This window comes from Manganibacter manganicus (assembly GCF_002075885.1).
Taxonomy (GTDB): Bacteria; Pseudomonadota; Alphaproteobacteria; order Rhizobiales; family Rhizobiaceae; genus Mesorhizobium; species Mesorhizobium manganicum.
This window is the reverse complement of record NZ_MDET01000010.1, coordinates 23,675-41,341: the sequence shown is the minus strand read 5'-3', so window position 1 is coordinate 41,341 and position 17,667 is coordinate 23,675. Positions and strand designations below refer to the sequence as shown.

Below are 17,667 nucleotides of genomic sequence, written 5' to 3'. Positions count from 1 at the left end.
CACAGAGTCCTCATGCTGGGGCCAAGCATAATGGGCCGAATGGCCGCGAGTGGGAACGGTGTATGCACCAAGCCGCAATCGAGTTGATCGGCATCAACAAGAGCTTTGGCGCGGTGCATGCCAACCGCGACATCAATCTGGAAGTTCGCCGGGGCACGGTCCACGGCATTATCGGCGAGAATGGCGCGGGAAAATCCACGCTGATGTCGATCCTCTATGGCTTCTACCAGGCTGACAGCGGCGAAATCCGAGTCAATGGCGAGCCGACGGCGATCAGAACCTCCAACGATGCGATCGCCGCCGGCATCGGCATGGTGCACCAGCATTTCATGCTGGTGGAGAATTTCAGCGTTCTGGAAAACGTCATCCTCGGCGCGGAAGGCGCGCCGCTGCTCAAGACGAGCATCGCCAAGGCGCGCTCGGAATTGCGCCGGCTGGAGAGCGAATACGGGCTGGAGGTCGATCCCGACGCCATTGTGGAGGAGTTGCCGGTCGGCCTGCAACAGCGGGTGGAAATCCTCAAGGCGCTCTATCGCGGCGCTGAAATCCTCATCCTCGACGAGCCGACCGGAGTGCTGACGCCGGCCGAAGCGGATCACCTGTTCCGGATTCTGGGGCAGTTGAAGGAACAGGGCAAGACTGTGGTGCTGATCACCCACAAGCTGCGCGAGATCATGGCGATTACCGACACGGTGTCCGTCATGCGCCAGGGCACGATGGTCGCCACCCGCAGGACCACCGAAACCACTGTGGAGGAACTCGCCGAACTGATGGTCGGCCGCCGCGTGCTTTTGCGGGTGGTCAAGGACGCAGCCGAAGCCGGCGCGGTGAAGCTTTCGGTAAAGAACCTGTCCGTGAAGGACCAGCGCGGCGTCACCATGGTGGACGACGTGTCCTTCGATCTGCGCGCCGGAGAGATCGTCGGCATTGCCGGCGTCGCCGGCAACGGCCAGTCGGAATTGCTCGAAACCATTGCCGGTAGCCGCCATGCGGCATCCGGCACGGTTATTCTGGACGGCATGCCGGTGGACCTGACGGGCGCCGCCGATCCCGGCGAATTGCGCCGCCGCGGCCTCGCCCATGTGCCGGAGGACCGCCACCATGTCGGGCTGGTTCTGGCATTCGAGGAGAACCAGAACGCGATCCTCGGCTATCACCGGCAGAGGCGCTACCTCAAAGGGCCGCTGCTGAATATCGAGGCGATCCTGGCCGATGCGAAGGACAGGATCGAGAAATACGATATCCGTCCCGCCGACTGCCGGCTCAAGACCGCCAATTTCTCTGGCGGCAACCAGCAGAAGATCGTGCTGGCCCGCGAAATGGAGCAGGACCCCGATGTGCTGATCGTCGGCCAACCGACGCGCGGCGTCGATGTCGGGGCCATCGAATTCATCCACAAGCGGCTGATCGCCATGCGAGATGCCGGCAAGGCGGTGCTGCTGGTTTCGGTCGAACTGGATGAGATCCGCTCGCTGTCCGACCGCATATTGGTGATGTTTGACGGCCGCATCGTCGGCGAACGCGGCAGCGACGCTTCGGAGGGCGAGCTTGGCTTGCTGATGGCGGGTGTCGAGCAACGGGAGGCGGCGGAGTGAGCGCGCCCTATGCCAAGCTTCCGGCATGGGCCGATTACGGGCTGATCCCGCTTGTCAATCTGGTCGTTGCCTTTATCGTTGCCGGTCTGGTGGTGCTTCTGGTCGGCGAGAATCCGTTTCGCGCCGCCGTCATTCTGGTGGAAGGCGCGTTCGGGCGCGGGCAGGGCATCGCCTATACGCTCTATTACGCCACCACCTTCATCTTCACCGGGCTTTCGGTGGCGGTGGCCGTGCATTGCGGCCTGTTCAACATCGGCACGGAGGGCCAAGCCTATATTGGCGGCCTCGGCGTGGCGATCGTGTGTCTTGCCTTCGACAGCCTGCTGCCGTGGTGGCTGACCTTTCCGCTGGCGATTCTCGGCGCGGCGGCGATGGGCGCATTGTGGGCGCTGATCCCGGCCTGGTTGCAGGCCCGGCGCGGTTCGCACATCGTCATCACCACCATCATGTTCAATTTCATCGCCGCCTCGATCATGGTCTATCTGCTGGTCGGTCCGCTGAAGCCCTTGGCCTCGCAGGCGCCGCAGACGCGACTGTTCCTCGACGGCGGCCAGTTGCCCAAGCTGAACTGGCTGATCGAGCTTTTCGGCGGCAAGGTCCGCGCCGCGCCGTTCAACGTTTCCTTCCTACTGGCGCTGTTCATGGCTTGGCTGATGTGGGTGCTGATCTGGCGCACGCGGCTCGGCTACGAGATGCGCACCTACGGCTTTTCGCCGAAGGCGGCGCGTTATGCCGGCATTTCCGAAACCCGCATCATCATCGTCACCATGATGATCTCCGGCGCGCTGGCCGGCATGATGGCGCTCAATCCGACAATGGGCGACCAGCACAATGTCGCCATCGATTTCGTCAACGGCGCGGGGTTTGTCGGCATCGCGGTGGCACTGATGGGGCGCTCGCATCCGCTCGGCATCGTGCTGGCGGCGGTCCTGTTCGGCATGCTCTATCAGGGCGGTGCCGAGCTTTCGTTCGAGATGCCCAATATCTCGCGCGACATGATCGTTATCATCCAGGGACTGGTGATCCTGTTTGCCGGGGCGCTGGAGCATATGTTCCGGCCATCGATCCAGACCCTGTTCGCCACGCTCAGCCCGAAAAGCGCCGGCCTGGCCGTCAACGGGGAGGGCGCGTGATGGATGTCTTCATTGCAGCCGTCCAGACGTTGGATTCCACCGTCCGGCTTTCGGTGCCGTTGCTGCTGGCCTGCCTGGCGGGGCTCTATTCGGAGCGCGCCGGCATCTTCGACATCGGGCTTGAAGGCAAGATGCTGGTCGGCGCTTTCGCCGGGGCGACAGCGGCCGCCGTGTTCCACTCCGCGCTGATCGGCATCGGCATGGCGATCCTCGTCTCGACCGCTTTCGCGATGATCCATGGCTTCGCCTCGATCACGCATCGCGGCAACCAGATCGTTTCGGGCGTGGCGATCAATTTCATCGCCGCCGGCTCCACTGTCATTCTGGGGCAGGCCTGGTTTCATCAGGGCGGCCGCACGCCGGCGCTGAGCGCGGCCGAGCGGTTCCCTTCCATCGTGCTGCCGGGAGCCGCGGCGGTGCGCGACGTTCCGATCCTCGGCCCGATCTACAGCACGTTGATTTCGGGCCATTCGGTGCTGGTCTATCTCGCCTTCCTGACGGTGCCGTTCACATGGTGGGTGCTTTACCGCACCCGCTTCGGCCTACGGCTGAGGGCCGTCGGCGAAAACCCGGCGGCGGTCGATACGGCCGGCATCTCGGTCGCGTGGCTGCGCTATCGCGCGCTGATGTGCACAGGCGTTCTGACCGGCGTTGCCGGCGCTTACCTCTCCATGGTGCAGAATGGCGGCTTCGTGAAGGATATGACGGCGGGCAAGGGCTATATCGCGCTGGCCGCGTTGATCTTCGCCAAATGGAAGCCGGTCAACGCCATGTTCGCCTGCCTGTTGTTTGGCTTCCTCGAAGCCCTGTCGATCCGCCTGCAAGGCACGCCGTTGCCGATCATCGGGCGGGTTTCGGCGCAAGTCATGCAGGCGCTGCCTTATGTGTTGACGGTCGTGCTGCTCGCCGGCTTCATCGGCAAGGCGATCCCGCCCAAGGCCGGTGGCGTGCCCTATGTGAAGGAGCGATAGAATGCGGCAAGCGGAACCGCGGCAGTCGGACCTAAGATTGGTGGCAATCGGCGTTGCTGGGTACGCACGACTTTTTCTTTGCAAATCGATTGCCGACTGCCGATTGCCGAGCGCCGGAATGCACTATGTCGCATGACCTCTTCCTCGCCGCCAGGGCCGCCATGGCCAAAGCCCATGCGCCCTATTCGAAATTCCCGGTCGGCGCCGCGATCCGCACCGAGGATGGCCGCATCTTTTCCGGCGCCAATATCGAGGTCGCGTCCTATCCAGAAGGCTGGTGCGCGGAGACGACGGCGCTCGCTCATTATGTCATGGGCGGCGGCGGCAGGATCGTGGAAATCGCGGTCATTGCCGAGCGCATGGCGCGCTGCACGCCCTGCGGCGGCTGCCGCCAGCGGCTTGCCGAATTTGCCGGACCGGACGCCCAGCTTTATCTCTGCGACGAGACGGGTGTCGTCGAAACCGTGACGATAGGCGCAATGCTGCCCTACGGCTTCAAGGGCGATACGCTGAAATGAAGGCGGCCATCGATCATCTCGTCGAGAAACTTGACGGGCTGGCGCCGACCACCGCGCTGATTCTGGGCTCCGGCCTGGGCGGGCTGGTGGACGAGATCGACGATGCCGTGCATATCCCGCAATCGAAACTGCCGGGCTTTCCGCACAGCGGCGTGTCCGGCCATGCCGGCGATCTGATTGCGGGGCATTTCGCCGGCCAGCCGGTGGTCATGCTGTCCGGCCGGGCGCATTACTACGAAAAGGGCGATGCTGCCGCCATGCGGCCGGCGCTGGAGGTTCTGGCGGGGATCGGCGTGACGCGGCTGATCCTGACCAATGCCGCCGGCTCGCTCGACCCCGCCATGCTGCCCGGATCGGTGATGCTGATTACCGATCATATCAATTTTTCCGGCGGCAATCCGCTGTTCGGCGAGCCGAGCGACCGCCGTTTCGTCGGCATGACCGAAGCCTACGACCCGGCGATGCGCGCGGCGTTCGAGGCGGCGGCTGTGGCAACCGACACGACATTGCACCAGGGCGTCTATATGTGGTTTTCCGGCCCTTCCTTCGAGACGCCGGCCGAGATTCGCATGGCGCGCATGCTGGGGGCCGACGCGGTCGGCATGTCCACCGTGCCGGAAGTCATATTGGCGCGGTTCCTCGGGCTGAGGGTGGCGGCCTGCTCGGTCATCACCAATCTTGCCGCCGGCATGACCGGGACGGAACTTTCGCACGAGGAAACCAAGACCATGGCGCCGCTTGGTGGTGCGCGGCTCAAGGTGATCCTCAAGCATGTTTTCGGCGAAGGCCTGCTGGATGATTGAGAAAGGGTAACGGCACCATGCTCCCGCAGGAGATCATCCGCAGGAAGCGCGACGGGCAGAAACTGGCATCCAGCGAGATTGCGGCTTTCATCGAAGGGTTGGCTGCGGGAACGGTCTCGGAAGGCCAGGCGGCGGCCTTTGCCATGGCGGTGTTCTTCAACGGCATGAGCGGCGAGGAAGCGGTGGCGCTGACGGTCGCCATGCGCGATTCCGGTGATGTGCTCGACTGGTCGGACCTGCCCGGCCCGGTGGCCGACAAGCATTCGACCGGCGGCGTCGGCGACAATGTCTCCCTGATGCTGGCGCCGATCGTTGCCGCCTGTGGCGCTTATGTGCCGATGATTTCCGGCCGTGGGCTTGGCCATACTGGCGGAACGCTGGACAAGATGGACGCCATTCCCGGCTATGTCAGCCAGCCGGACAAGGCGCTGTTTCGCAAGGCTGTGCTTGAGACCGGATGCGCCATCATTGGCCAGACGGGCGATCTGGCGCCCGCCGACAAGCGGCTCTACGCGATCCGCGACGTGACCGCGACTGTGGAATCCGTGCCGCTGATCACCGCTTCCATCCTGTCGAAGAAATTGGCGGCGGGGCTGCAATCGCTGGTGCTGGACGTCAAGCTCGGCAATGGCGCTTTCATGGAGAAGGCGCGCGATGCGACCGCTTTGGCATCCAGCTTGGTCGGGGTCGCGAACGGCGCCGGTCTGAAAACATCGGCATTGATAACAGACATGAACCAGCCGCTCGCTTCCGCTGCCGGCAATGCGGTGGAGGTGCGCAACGCGGTGGATTTTCTCACTGGAAAGTATCGGGACCGCCGCCTGGAAGAGGTGGCTTTGGCGCTGTCCGGCGAGATGCTGCGACAGGCCGGCATTGCCGCCTCGCATCAGGATGCGGCGCGCCGCGTCCGGCAGGTTCTGGATGGCGGTGCTGCGGCGCAAACGTTCGGGCGCATGGTGGCGGCTCTCGGCGGCCCTGCGGATTTCGTTGAAAAGCCGGCCTTCTATCTGCCGAAGGCAGGCGTCGAGTTGGCGGTGAAGGCGCCGCGCGACGGCTATGTGGGCGGCATCGCGGCGCGCGACATCGGCCTTGCCGTGGTGGCGCTCGGCGGCGGGCGCACGCGACCCGATGCGGCCATCGATCATGCGGTGGGCGTTACGCGCCTGCTGCCGGTCGGCGCCGAAGTGCGAACCGGTGAGGCGCTGGCGCTTGTTCATGCGCGCAGCCGCGGCGATGCTGAAACCGCCGCGTCTGCGATTGTTTCCGCCTACGGGCTGACTGACGCACGACCAACCCCGCGCAAGGTGGTGGTCAGGCGTGTCTTGCCGAACTGATTGACGGCTATATCGCCTAAATTCTGGTTTTATCGCATGATCTTATCTGAAAAATCTGCAACTTTCGGGCTCAGGCTTTGGGAGCGCGGGCGAAGCCGCCGATCACACCCGTTGCCAGCAGCGCGATCAGGCCGAAAAAGATGAAGACGCTGGACACGCCGACATTGTCCACCAGCAGGCCGCCGAGAATCGCGCCGGAGGCAATGGCGACCTGAAACGCCGTGACCATCAGCCCGCCTGCGCTTTCGGCTTCCTTCGGCGCGGCTCGCACCATCCAGGTCTGCACGGCCACCGGCATGCTGCCGAAGGCGAAGCCCCAAAGCGTGATGGCTATGGCCGTCACCGTCGAAGAAGTGCCACCGACCAGCAGGGCGATGGCCGCCACTGCCATCAGGAAAGGCGGCAGGTACATGGCCGTCTTGAGGTTGCGTTCCGCGATGAAGCCGCCGGCGAGATTTCCGATGAAACCGCCAATGCCGAAGGCGAGCAGCACCAGCGAAATCGCTTCGACGCCGAAGACCGGCACCTGCTCGAGGAAGGAGCGGACATAGGTGAAGCCGGCGAAATGGCCCGAGACGATCAGCAATATGGCGAGGAGGCCCATTCTGATTGCCGGATTGCGGCTGACATCGACCAGGGCGCCGAAGCTGGCGACAGTAACCGGCGGGAGGCGTGGCAAGGTGAAAAGCTGGATCAGCAGGGCCACGATGCCAACGCCTCCGGCCAGCAGGAAGGCCTCGCGCCAGCCCCAGATGGAGCCGACATAGGCGCCGATCGGTGCGGCCGTGACGGTCGCTGCCGAAACGCCGGCCATGACGATCGACATGGCGCGCGAGAGCATCTCGCTTGGCACAAGCCGCATGGTGAGCGCGCCGACCATCGACCAGAAGCCGCCAAGCCCGATGCCGAGCAGGACGCGGGCGACCAGCAGCATCGGCAAAGAATCGGCGAAGGCGGCAATCAGATTGGACAGGATGAGCAGCAGCGTCAGCCCCAGGATCACATGGCGGCGATCGATCCGCCTGGTGGCTATGGCAAGGGTGGGAGCGGCAATGCCCGCGACGATAGCGGTGGCGGTTATGGCTTGGCCGGCGGCGCCCTCGCTGACGCCAAGGTCCTGCGCCAGCGGGGTCAGCAGGCTGACGGGAAGAAATTCCGTCGTCACCAGCCCGAAAACGCCCATGGTGAGAGAGAAGACGGCGCCCCAGGCTGGCAGCGAACGCGCGCCCGGCTCGATTCGGGTTTCGGTGCCGGCAATGGAGGCAGCGTCCAGAGGCGTTTCAAGGGCGCCCGTCGCTGAATTGGTCATGGTGGTTCTCCGAATGATTGGGTCCGGAAAATGGTTGTGACGGCCTGGAGTTTCCATGTTAGAAACGCCATCATGCTTGACCGTTCGTCCAAACTTCCGATTACCGGCGATCCACTGACCGACATATTGCGCGGCCTGCGCCTGGAGGGCGTGCGCTACGGACGCTGCGAGATGAAGGAGCCGTGGGGCATCGAATTCCCGTCGCAGGAAGCCGCCCATTTCCATTTCATCGGCCGCAAGGATTGCTGGCTGAAGCAGCCAGACGGGGAATGGGTCGAGATGAAGGCCGGTGACGCCGTGTTGTTGCCGAGCGGCGCGGCGCATGTGCTGGCCAGCGACCCGCAGGCGCAAACCTGGCCGATCGCCGGCTATCAGGTGAGCGAGCTTTGCCGCAACGTCTATTGCCTGTCGAGCGAGGGTCGCCGGCCGGGCACGCTTTTGTTCAACGGCGTGATGTATTTCAACCTCGACAATCTGCATCCGCTGCTGGGCATGATGCCTGCCGTCATGCGCACGCATGGGCTGGATGCGCAGGAGCCCGCCGTCGCGCATCTGCTGGACGCCATGGCGCGTGAGGTGACGATGGAGCGGGTAGGCGCCGGCGGCATACTGGCCCGGCTTGCCGATGTGCTTGCCGCCACCATCATCCGCGCATGGGTGGAAGGGGATTGCGGCGATTCCGCCGGCTGGATCGCGGCGGTGCGCGACCGCGACATTGGCCGCGTGCTGGCGGCGATCCATCTTGAGCCGCATCGCGAATGGACGGTGGAAATTCTGGCGCGCATGATGGGCGCCTCGCGTTCAGGCTTTGCTGAACGCTTCACCGGCATTGTCGGCCAGCCGCCGCTGAAATACGTCACCGAAGTGCGCATGCACCAGGCGAGGCAATGGCTTTCCCGCGACCGGCTGAAGATTTCCGTGGTCGCCTCCAGGCTTGGCTATGAATCGGAAGCCGCGTTCAGCAGGGCCTTCAAGCGTGTGATCGGCGCGCCGCCAAGTCATTTCAGGGGCCGCGGGGGGCCGGAGGCGGCCCAGGCCTGAATTATTTCGTGCCGTACATGCGATCTCCGGCATCACCGAGGCCGGGCATGATATAGCCCTTTTCGTTCAACTGGCGGTCGATCGAGGCGGTATAGACGGGCACATCGGGATGCGCGGCGGTGAAACGCTCGATGCCTTCGGGGGCGGCGAGCAGGCACAGGAAGCGGATATTGGTGGCGCCGCGCGCCTTGAGCTTGTCGATGGCCGCGATGGCCGAATTGGCGGTCGCCAGCATCGGATCGACCACGATTACCAGCCGGTCGGCGAGATCGCTCGGCGCCTTGAAGAAATATTCGATCGCTTCCAGCGTATCATGGTCGCGATAGAGGCCGATATGGGCGACGCGTGCCGCCGGCACGAGGTCGAGAAGCCCCTCCAGCAGACCGTTGCCGGCGCGCAGCACCGAAGCGAAGACCAGCTTCTTGCCTTCCAGGACCGGTGCGTCCATCGGCTCGACCGGCGTGTCTATCCTGATCGTGGTGAGTTCGAGGTCACGTGTCACCTCGTAGCACAAAAGCAGCGAAATCTCGCGCAGAAGTCGCCGGAAGCCGGCCGTCGATGTCTCCTTGTTGCGCATGATGGTCAGCTTGTGCTGGACCAGCGGATGGTCAACGACGGTCACGCCCTTCATGGGGTCCTCCGAAATGGTGAGATCAATCGTGAATAGTGAATGGTGAAAGCTTTGGCGAGTCTTTGTCCCGGTGCCGGGTCCGATGCACGGCAGAAGTCCACAAATCACATCATGTCTTCGGGCCAGCCTGACCCTGCGCGGCTGAACACCGCGCTGCGAGACGGTCTTAAACAATGGCGCGCGCATTACCGATCGGCTATGGTCGCGCCGATTTCATGACGGATTGCGACAATGTCAGTTGAGAGAACCACCGCCGGCGGCGGCATGGAAACCTCCTACGGTTTCAGGAAAGTCGGGGCGCAGGACAAGCAGCCCCTGGTCAATGAGGTGTTCCACAAGGTCGCTCGGCGCTACGACGTGATGAACGACCTGATGTCGGCTGGCCTGCACCGGGTCTGGAAAGACGCGATGGTGGCATGGCTCAATCCGCCGAAGCGGCCGGGTTGGCAGGTGCTCGACGTTGCCGGCGGCACCGGCGACATCGCCTTTCGCATCGTCGAGACGAGCGGCGGCCAGGCGCATGCCACGGTGCTCGACATCAACGGCTCGATGCTTTCGGTCGGGCGCGAGCGCGCGGAAAAGAAGAAACTGGACAGCAATGTTGATTTCATCGAGGCCAATGCCGAGGAACTGCCGTTCGAGGACGGGCGCTTCGATGCCTATACGATCGCCTTCGGCATTCGCAACGTGCCACGCATCGACGCCGCGCTTGCCGAGGCGTTCCGTGTGCTGAAGCCGGGCGGGCGCTTCCTTTGCCTTGAATTTTCGGATGTCGACATGCCGCTGCTCGACAAGCTTTATGAAGCGTGGTCGTTCAAGGCTATCCCGCCCATAGGCAGGCTGGTGACGGGCGATGGCGAACCCTATTCCTATCTGGTCGAATCGATTCGCAAGTTCCCCGATCAGCGTAATTTCGCGGCGATGATCGGGCGTGCCGGTTTCGAGCGCGTCACCTTCCGCAACTACAGCGGCGGCATAGCGGCGCTGCATTCGGGCTGGAAGCTTTGAGGTCGGCTGGCGAATGAGTACGCCGGGTGCCGCTTTCCGGCTCGTCAGGGCCGGCTGGGTGTTGGTGCGCGAAGGCGTCGTGGCGGCTCTGCCGGGCGACCAGCTTTCGGGCCTGCCGAAATTCGGCTGGCGCGTCGCGCGGCTTCTGACGCGCCGCCGCGCGCTTCGCCAGCAGCGCAGCGACCGTTTGGCGCGCGCCGTCGCACGGCTTGGCCCGTCCTATGTGAAGCTCGGCCAGTTCCTCGCAACCCGTCCTGACGTGGTGGGCAACGACATCGCCGTCGATCTCGCGCTGCTTCAGGACAAGATGCAGACCTTCCCGAAAGCGGCGGCGACGGCGGCGGTGGAGGCTTCGCTCGGCCGCGCGGTGGGCGATCTCTTTTCTTCCTTTGGCGATGCCGTGGCGGCCGCGTCCATCGCGCAGGTCCACTCCGCCGAAGTCGAGGGTGAAGCCGGCCGAAAACGCGTTGCGGTGAAGGTTATCCGGCCCGGCGTTCGCCGCCGCTTCCTGCACGATCTCGAAAGCTTCTTTCTCGCTGCCCGCCTTCAGGAGTATTATATGCCGTCGTCGCGGCGGCTGAGGCCGGTCGAGGTGACCGAAACGCTGGCCCAGACCACCAAGATCGAAATGGATCTGCGTCTGGAGGGGGCGGCTCTTTCCGAACTGGGCGAGAACACCAGGGACGATCCGGGTTTCCGCGTGCCGGCTGTCGATTGGGAGCGCACCGGCCGCGATGTGCTGACGATGGAGTGGGTCGACGGCGTCAAGATGAACGATCTGACCGCGATGCGGGCGGCCGGCCACGACCTCAAGGCGATTGCGGCCAATCTCATCCAGTCGTTTTTGCGCCATACGCTGCGCGACGGTTTCTTCCACGCCGACATGCATCCGGGCAATCTGTTCGTGGAGGCGAACGGCACCATCGTGGCGGTCGATCTCGGCATTGTCGGCCGGCTGGGGCACAAGGAGCGCCGCTTCCTTGCCGAAATCCTCTATGGCTTCATCGTGCGCGACTATAACCGCGTTGCAGAGGTGCATTTCGAGGCTGGCTATGTGCCGGCAAAACACGATGTCGCGGCCTTCGCACAGGCGATCCGCGCCATCGGCGAACCGATCCACGGCCAGCCGGCCGAAACCATCTCCATGGCCAAGCTGCTGACGCTTCTGTTCGAGGTGACAGAACTGTTCGACATGCAGACGCGGCCGGAGCTCATATTGCTGCAAAAGACCATGGTGGTGGTCGAGGGCGTGGCGCGCACGCTCGATCCCGCCTTCAACATGTGGAAGACGGCTGAACCGGTGGTGGGCGACTGGATTCGCTCCAATCTCGGGCCGAGCGGCATGTTGAAAGATGCGCGCGAGGGGGTGGGCGCGCTGCTCAAGCTCACCCGTCAATTCCCAGACATGGCCGCCCGCACTGAGCGGCTGTCGCGCGAACTGGACGCGATGGCCGAAAATGGGCTGCGCTTCGACGAGGCGACGGCGCACGCCATCGGCAAGGCCGAGGCGCGGCATTCGCGCTCGGGGCGGCTGGCGCTGTGGGTGATCGCCCTGACGCTGATCTGGATCGGCTGGATGCACTTGTGAGGAAATTTTCTCGCTGCGCGTGACAGCAATGCTTTCGTTGAAAGCATTGCTGTCATTCTCTATATATGGCCGCAGGAGGTTGCCATGAGTGTCGTAACGGTCAGGAATCTCGACATGTCCGTCAAGCGAGCGCTCCGCGAGCGCGCGGCTGGGCGCGGCGTGTCGATGGAACAGGAAATAAGAGACGTCCTTACGCGGGACGTCAACAACGATCACCGCCAGAGGCCGAAAGCCTCCTTGGACGAGATCATGAGACTTTCGCGCAAACCTGACCAGCCGCTTGATCTCAAACAGGCTCAGGACGAGGTTTGGGGCTACCTTTATGAAGGCGACAGGCCGAGGTGATCGTCGTCGATACCTCCGCTATATTTGCATTCCTTGCCGCCGAACCCGAGGCCGAGATGTTGGCCCGCCGGATGCAGGCCGATCCGGTTTTCGTATCTGCACCGACCTGGGTCGAGTCGGGTATCGTCGTCGGTAACAGGCTCGGTCTCGACGGAACAAGGCGGCTGCATGCGCTTGCAGCCGGGTTGCAATTCGAGATTGTTGCCTTCGATCGGCAACTTGCCGAGGTGGCCGTATCGGCTCATGCGCGCTTCGGCCGAGGCACTGGACATCGGGCGAACCTCAATCTGGGCGACTGCTTTTCCTATGCGCTGGCCAGAACGCGGAACCTGCCGCTGCTTTTCAAGGGCGACGATTTCATCCATACCGACATTGTGCCGGCGCTCGGGCCGGTTTGACCTCGGAGCGGAGCGACCGTGGATATGACCCTCTCCGGCAAGCATGTCCTGCTTGTCATCGGCGGCGGCATTGCCGCCTACAAGGCGCTCGACCTGATACGCCGCTTGCGCGAGCGCGGGGCTGCGGTGCGTTGCGTCATGACGGAGGCGGCTCAGCAATTCATCACGCCGCTTTCGGTCGGGGCGCTCAGCGCAGACCATGTCTTCACCGATCTGTTCGACCGGCAGGCCGAGCACGATGTCGGCCATATCCGGCTTTCGCGCGAGGCCGATCTGATCGTGGTCGCGCCGGCCACGGCCGACCTGATGGCGAAACTGGCCAATGGGCTCGCCAACGACCTCGCTTCGGCGGTGCTTCTGGCAACGAACAAGCCGGTGCTGATGGCGCCGGCGATGAATCCCAGAATGTGGACGCATCCGGCCACCCGCCGCAATCGCGTGACGCTTGAAGCGGACGGCGTCAGGTTCGCCGGTCCCGGCAAAGGCGAGATGGCGGAAAGCGGCGAGGCCGGCGACGGCCGCATGGTCGAACCGCTGGAGATCGTGGCGGCGGTCGAGACGCTGCTCGATGCCGGGGCGAAGCCGCTCGCCGGCAAAAAGGTCATCGTCACGTCCGGCCCGACGCATGAGCCGATCGACCCAGTCCGCTATCTCGCCAACCGGTCGTCGGGCAAGCAGGGGCACGCGATCGCTACGGCACTTGCCCGGCTCGGCGCAGACGTCCGGCTGGTTTCCGGCCCGGTTGCCATCCCCGATCCGGCGGGCGTCGACACAATCCATGTCGAGCGGGCGCAGGATATGCGCGAGGCGGTCGAACAGTTTTTGCCCGCCGATGCTGCCGTCTTTGTCGCGGCGGTGGCTGATTGGCGTATGGCAGATTCGGCTGGCGAAAAGATCAAGAAGATTGCCGGTAAAGGTCCGCCACTGCTGCAAATGGTCGAAAACCCCGACATTCTCGCCACGGTCGGCCATCATGAAAAACGCCCGCGTCTGGTGATCGGTTTTGCCGCCGAAACTCAGAATCTCGTGGCCAACGCAGAAGCGAAGCTGAAGAAAAAGGGAGCGGACATCATTGTCGCCAACGATGTTTCGCATGATAGCGGCATCGGCGCGGGCGGCGTTATGGGCGGGGAGCGCAACCGGGTGCGCATCGTTTCCCACAAAGGTATCGAGGAATGGCCTGAAATGAGCAAGGATGAGGTGGCGGCCCGCCTTGCAAGTCTCATCGCCGAACGGCTGGGAGGATAACCGCCGGATGGCGTTGAAGCAGTCCGGCGAAGCACGTAGCTCCGCCGGACCGGATGATTTTATTTCAGCGCGTGCGTGAGTTCGAGCGAGGTGACGGCCACGGCGAGGTTCAGGCCGGCCTGGCCCTGAATGCTCACCGGCTGCAGGGAGTAGGAGCGGTCGAAGCCACCCAGCAGCACATTGGCGCCGCCGCCGTAGCCGACCGAGGCTTCGGCGTTCACGCCATAATATTTGCCGGCGAGATTACCGGCTTCGTAGTCGTTGCCGGCGGCAAGCACGGCCCAGACCAGTTCGCCATGGGCCGTCTGGCCGAGATCGATGCCGAGCTTGGAGATCATCCCGGTATAGTGTTCCGTCGGACCGCTATGGGTCGGCTGGAACCGGCAGGTCACCCGCTTGTCGGAGCCGATCACATAAGCGGAACCACCATCGATCCAGCAATCCAGCATACCCACTTTAAGAGTGCCGGCATTGGCGGCTGGCGCAGCCAGGGCAAGCGCGCCGAGCATGGCGGTAGCGCAAATGATGTTCCTGATCATGGGAAGATCCTTTCTGAAAATTTCATTCCAATAATGGCGCGACCGTATAACGGCGCAGCAGCACAACCGTTCCGTGAAAGCATGGCGCCTTCGTGGCGCAAACAGGCGCGAGAGCTGTCCGTTCACACAATGTTGCACGCCCTGACGGCGTGCGACGGTCAGCTTGTGCGGGTGCGGGCCAGACCGTCCTTGGCCGGCTGGTATTTGGGATTGAGGTGCAGGGCCTCGGCATAGGATTTGGCCGCGCGGGCCTTGTCGCCGCGCCGCTCATAGACCAATGCCTGATTGGCCCATGCCTCGGCGCTCTTTTTATCCAGCCGGATCGCCGTGTTGAAATCGGCGAAGGCGTTGTCCTCCTGATTGAGCGCGAGGTAGGACAAACCCCGTCCATTGTAAGGCTCGGCAGCGTCGGGGGCCAGCGAAATGGCGGTCGAGAAGTCCTCGATGGCCAGCTTGTGCTGCCCCTGACTCTGATAGATCAGGCCGCGATTGTGATAGGCGCGCGGGTCGGTGGTGTCGAGCTGGATTGCCTTCTGGAAATCGTTGAAGGCGTCCATGGTGCGGCCCGCCTTGCGGTAGAGATTGCCGCGGCCGATATAGGCGGCGTCATAGTTCGGATTGATCTGGATGGCGCGGTTGTAGTCGGCGAGCGCCGCCTGCTGGTCGCCAAGGCCGCGCTGGATCAGCGCGCGATTGGAATAGGCCTGGTAGTAGTTCGGGTTGAGCTGGATCGCGGTGTTGAAATCCTTGAGCGCGTCGCGATATTTTCCGGCGCGGCCATAAGCGGAGCCACGCACATTGTAGGATTCGGGATTGCGGGGATCGCTATTGATGACCGAGGTCAGCGAACTGATGTTCTCGCTGGACCCTTGTGCGGGGTCGATATTGGCAAAGCCGGCGGTGGGCGAGGTTTGGCAGCCGGTGAGCGCCAGACCTGAAATCAGAGTTGCTGCCAGTGCAAGATTGCGCCAGTTGGTTCCGCTCTCTCCGGTCAAAGCATCCATCCCAGCCTTATCCTCACCTGCATTCCCGGTTCATACATGTCCCGGCTCGAAGCCAATGCCCGATTGCCGAGTCCATGCCTTTGGCGAGCCGGCCCGCTGCGCCGGTCTACCCCTTCATAGCCCGATCATAACGCAGAGAAAATAAAAAGGTGGCGGCGATTCCGCATCGCGCCACCCATATCCTTCAAAAAGGACGAAAACCTGGCGTTATCAGCGCGGCGCGCGGGCGGCGCCCGCTGCCATCGCGGGGCGAGGCGGCATCGGCAGCAAGCCCTCACGCTGCGCACGCTTGCGCGCCAGCTTGCGGGCGCGGCGAACCGCCTCGGCCTTCTCGCGAGCCCGCTTTTCCGATGGCTTCTCGTAATGCCCGCGCATCTTCATTTCGCGGAAGATGCCTTCACGCTGCATCTTCTTCTTGAGCGCGCGAAGCGCCTGGTCAACATTGTTGTCGCGGACGAGTACCTGCACGGGCGTTCCTGTCTTTCAGGTTGTTACCATTGAGCGGCGGGCATATGTGCTTTAGGCATACCCAACTGCCCCGCGACGGCCTCCGCCGCGAATTGGAGGGGCTGATAGCAGAACCGCCTGTCCTTGTCCATACAAGACTTGTCGTATTACTCGGCGACATCTTGCGCCGGTGATGCCGCATCTGGCGCATCCGGATCGCCGGGCGCCGTCTCGCAGCCGAGATCGGGGAAGGCCAGGACACGGTGGCCATGAAAGTCGATGCGCACGACCAGCAGGCCGCGCTCCTCGAAGAAGGCCAGCAGGCGGCGCGCGCGACGTGGCGAATGGCTGCCATAGGCGCGTGCCAGCACGGCATCCGAGGGGCAGGGCTCGCCGGCCACGGCCGCGCGTGCGACCAGCAGGAACACGCCCTGCAAATCCTCGGCCACATCCTCGGAGAGCTTGAGCGCCGCCTGCCATGTGTCGCCATGGGAGGCATCGCCCTCGACGCCGGCTCGCGCCACCGCCAGCTTGCGGCGGAAGGCCGGCAGGGCCGGCGGCTCGCCCGGCACGCGGCGAATGCGGCAGCGCACCAGAAAATCCTGATAAAGCACCGCATCGGTGCGAAAGGCGGCGTCCGGGTCGTCCAGTATTTCGCGCATGACGGTGTCGATGCCGGCTTCGCGCTCCGCTTCGTCGATAATGTCGAAAACCGGTTGAGCGGGCTTTTCGGGTGCGGGCGCCGGCCGAGAAAGCTGAGCAATCAGTTCGGCGGTCGGCATCGGTGGTGGCGGCGTGCGGCGTGCCGGCGCGCGCGGCTCCTCCGGTCCGGGGGTAAAGATCAGGTCGCGCGCGTCTTCGGGCGTTTCGGGCAGCGGCGTCAGCTTCGGGCTGAGCGAACGCGCCGAGGTTTCGACATTTCCGATGGTGACGGGCAAAGGGCGGCGCGACAGCGCGGGACCAAGTGCTACGAAACGGCCACGCGCGAGGTCGCGGAACATTTCCGCCTGCCTGCGGTCCATGCCGAGCAGATCGGCGGCGCGCGCCATGTCGATATCGAGGAAGGTGCGGCCCATCAGAAAGTTGGAGGCTTCCGCCGCCACGTTCTTGGCAAGCTTGGCGAGGCGCTGCGTGGCGATGACACCGGCAAGGCCGCGCTTGCGGCCGCGGCACATCAGATTGGTCATGGCGCCGAGCGAGAGCTTGCGGGCTTCGTCGGAGACCTCGCCGGCGGCAGCGGGCGCGAAAAGCTGCGCTTCGTCCACCACCACCAGCACCGGATACCAGAAATCGCGCTCGGCATCGAACATGCCGCCGAGAAAGGCGGCGGCGGCGCGCATCTGCTGCTCGACGTCCAGCCCTTCGAGATTGAGCACGACCGAGACGCGATGCTGGCGGATACGGCCGGCAATGCGCGTCAGTTCCGCTTCGGTTCGCTGCGCATCGACGACGACATGGCCGAATCGATCGGCCAGCGTGACGAAATCGCCTTCCGGGTCGACGACGCATTGCTGCACCCATGGCGCGCTCTGCTCCAGAAGACGGCGCAGCAGATGCGACTTGCCGGAGCCCGAATTGCCCTGCACGAGCAAACGGGTCGCCAGCAGTTCTTCCAGATCGAGCATGGCCGGCTTGCCTGGGGCCGCCGCGCCCATCTCAATATCCACCTTCATCGCATCACCTCGCTGTCCTCCTAGCACCGGTTCGGCGCGAATCGAACAGACCGGGGAAATTACCCACAGATGCGATCTATCC

General features: G+C 63.8%; 18 protein-coding genes. 12 read left to right on the top strand and 6 right to left on the bottom strand.

What is annotated here, in order from left to right; genetic code table 11:
* Positions 1-62 precede the first annotated feature (62 nt).
* The 6 genes from BFN67_RS07970 (at position 63) to deoA (ending at position 6,354) form a co-directional block, all read left to right on the top strand.
* Positions 63-1,595 carry an ABC transporter ATP-binding protein gene (locus BFN67_RS07970; protein WP_080919097.1) on the top strand — a complete coding sequence of 511 codons (1,533 nt, stop codon included), beginning with the start codon at positions 63-65 and terminating at the stop codon, positions 1,593-1,595.
* Positions 1,592-2,728 carry an ABC transporter permease gene (locus tag BFN67_RS07965; RefSeq protein WP_080919096.1) on the top strand — a complete coding sequence of 379 codons (1,137 nt, stop codon included), beginning with the start codon at positions 1,592-1,594 and terminating at the stop codon, positions 2,726-2,728. Before BFN67_RS07970 ends, BFN67_RS07965 begins: the two co-directional genes overlap by 4 nt.
* A complete protein-coding gene (locus tag BFN67_RS07960) occupies positions 2,728-3,699 on the top strand; it encodes an ABC transporter permease (RefSeq protein WP_080919095.1) in 972 nt (323 codons plus the stop codon). Before BFN67_RS07965 ends, BFN67_RS07960 begins: the two co-directional genes overlap by 1 nt.
* Before the next feature lie 125 nt (positions 3,700-3,824).
* Complete coding sequence (gene cdd, locus BFN67_RS07955; protein ID WP_080919094.1) at positions 3,825-4,217, top strand: cytidine deaminase; 393 nt, start codon at positions 3,825-3,827, stop codon at positions 4,215-4,217.
* A complete protein-coding gene (locus tag BFN67_RS07950) occupies positions 4,214-5,020 on the top strand; it encodes a purine-nucleoside phosphorylase (protein WP_080919093.1) in 807 nt (268 codons plus the stop codon). Before cdd ends, BFN67_RS07950 begins: the two co-directional genes overlap by 4 nt.
* A gap of 17 nt (positions 5,021-5,037) precedes the next feature.
* On the top strand, positions 5,038-6,354 hold the full coding sequence (gene deoA / locus BFN67_RS07945; protein WP_080919092.1) for a thymidine phosphorylase: 1,317 nt from the start codon (positions 5,038-5,040) through the stop codon (positions 6,352-6,354).
* A gap of 70 nt (positions 6,355-6,424) precedes the next feature.
* Here deoA and BFN67_RS07940 read toward each other — a convergent pair whose 3' ends face one another.
* The gene (locus BFN67_RS07940; RefSeq protein WP_080919091.1) at positions 6,425-7,663 is read right to left on the bottom strand and encodes an MFS transporter; all 1,239 of its coding nucleotides are present in this window, start codon (positions 7,661-7,663) and stop codon (positions 6,425-6,427) included.
* 72 nt (positions 7,664-7,735) lie between these two features.
* Between BFN67_RS07940 and BFN67_RS07935 the strand changes: the two genes are divergently transcribed.
* On the top strand, positions 7,736-8,704 hold the full coding sequence (locus BFN67_RS07935) for an AraC family transcriptional regulator (RefSeq protein WP_080919090.1): 969 nt from the start codon (positions 7,736-7,738) through the stop codon (positions 8,702-8,704).
* A gap of 1 nt (position 8,705) precedes the next feature.
* Here the strand turns inward: BFN67_RS07935 and upp are convergent, their stop codons facing one another.
* The gene (gene upp, locus BFN67_RS07930) at positions 8,706-9,335 is read right to left on the bottom strand and encodes a uracil phosphoribosyltransferase (protein WP_080919089.1); all 630 of its coding nucleotides are present in this window, start codon (positions 9,333-9,335) and stop codon (positions 8,706-8,708) included.
* Positions 9,336-9,566: 231 nt separating this feature from the next.
* Here upp and ubiE point away from each other — a divergent pair, with 231 nt between their 5' ends.
* From ubiE to coaBC, 5 genes are all read left to right on the top strand, one after another.
* The gene (gene ubiE / locus BFN67_RS07925) at positions 9,567-10,343 is read left to right on the top strand and encodes a bifunctional demethylmenaquinone methyltransferase/2-methoxy-6-polyprenyl-1,4-benzoquinol methylase UbiE (protein WP_080919088.1); all 777 of its coding nucleotides are present in this window, start codon (positions 9,567-9,569) and stop codon (positions 10,341-10,343) included.
* Between the two features lie 13 nt (positions 10,344-10,356).
* Positions 10,357-11,931: a 2-polyprenylphenol 6-hydroxylase gene (ubiB, locus tag BFN67_RS07920; RefSeq protein ID WP_080919087.1), complete on the top strand. Its 1,575-nt coding sequence runs from the start codon at positions 10,357-10,359 to the stop codon at positions 11,929-11,931.
* Between the two features lie 84 nt (positions 11,932-12,015).
* Positions 12,016-12,276 carry a FitA-like ribbon-helix-helix domain-containing protein gene (locus tag BFN67_RS07915; RefSeq protein WP_080919086.1) on the top strand — a complete coding sequence of 87 codons (261 nt, stop codon included), beginning with the start codon at positions 12,016-12,018 and terminating at the stop codon, positions 12,274-12,276.
* Positions 12,273-12,674: a type II toxin-antitoxin system VapC family toxin gene (locus BFN67_RS07910; protein ID WP_245295185.1), complete on the top strand. Its 402-nt coding sequence runs from the start codon at positions 12,273-12,275 to the stop codon at positions 12,672-12,674. Before BFN67_RS07915 ends, BFN67_RS07910 begins: the two co-directional genes overlap by 4 nt.
* Positions 12,675-12,698: 24 nt before the next feature.
* The gene (gene coaBC, locus BFN67_RS07905) at positions 12,699-13,922 is read left to right on the top strand and encodes a bifunctional phosphopantothenoylcysteine decarboxylase/phosphopantothenate--cysteine ligase CoaBC (RefSeq protein ID WP_080919085.1); all 1,224 of its coding nucleotides are present in this window, start codon (positions 12,699-12,701) and stop codon (positions 13,920-13,922) included.
* Positions 13,923-13,981: 59 nt separating this feature from the next.
* Here the strand turns inward: coaBC and BFN67_RS07900 are convergent, their stop codons facing one another.
* The 4 genes from BFN67_RS07900 to BFN67_RS07885 form a co-directional block, all read right to left on the bottom strand.
* Positions 13,982-14,461: a DUF992 domain-containing protein gene (locus tag BFN67_RS07900; RefSeq protein WP_080919084.1), complete on the bottom strand. Its 480-nt coding sequence runs from the start codon at positions 14,459-14,461 to the stop codon at positions 13,982-13,984.
* 158 nt (positions 14,462-14,619) lie between these two features.
* A complete protein-coding gene (locus BFN67_RS07895; protein WP_080919083.1) occupies positions 14,620-15,465 on the bottom strand; it encodes a tetratricopeptide repeat protein in 846 nt (281 codons plus the stop codon).
* Between the two features lie 210 nt (positions 15,466-15,675).
* The gene (gene rpsU, locus BFN67_RS07890; protein ID WP_080919082.1) at positions 15,676-15,933 is read right to left on the bottom strand and encodes a 30S ribosomal protein S21; all 258 of its coding nucleotides are present in this window, start codon (positions 15,931-15,933) and stop codon (positions 15,676-15,678) included.
* A 146-nt stretch (positions 15,934-16,079) separates the two neighbouring features.
* A complete protein-coding gene (locus tag BFN67_RS07885; RefSeq protein ID WP_080919081.1) occupies positions 16,080-17,585 on the bottom strand; it encodes a helicase HerA domain-containing protein in 1,506 nt (501 codons plus the stop codon).
* Positions 17,586-17,667 lie beyond the last annotated feature (82 nt).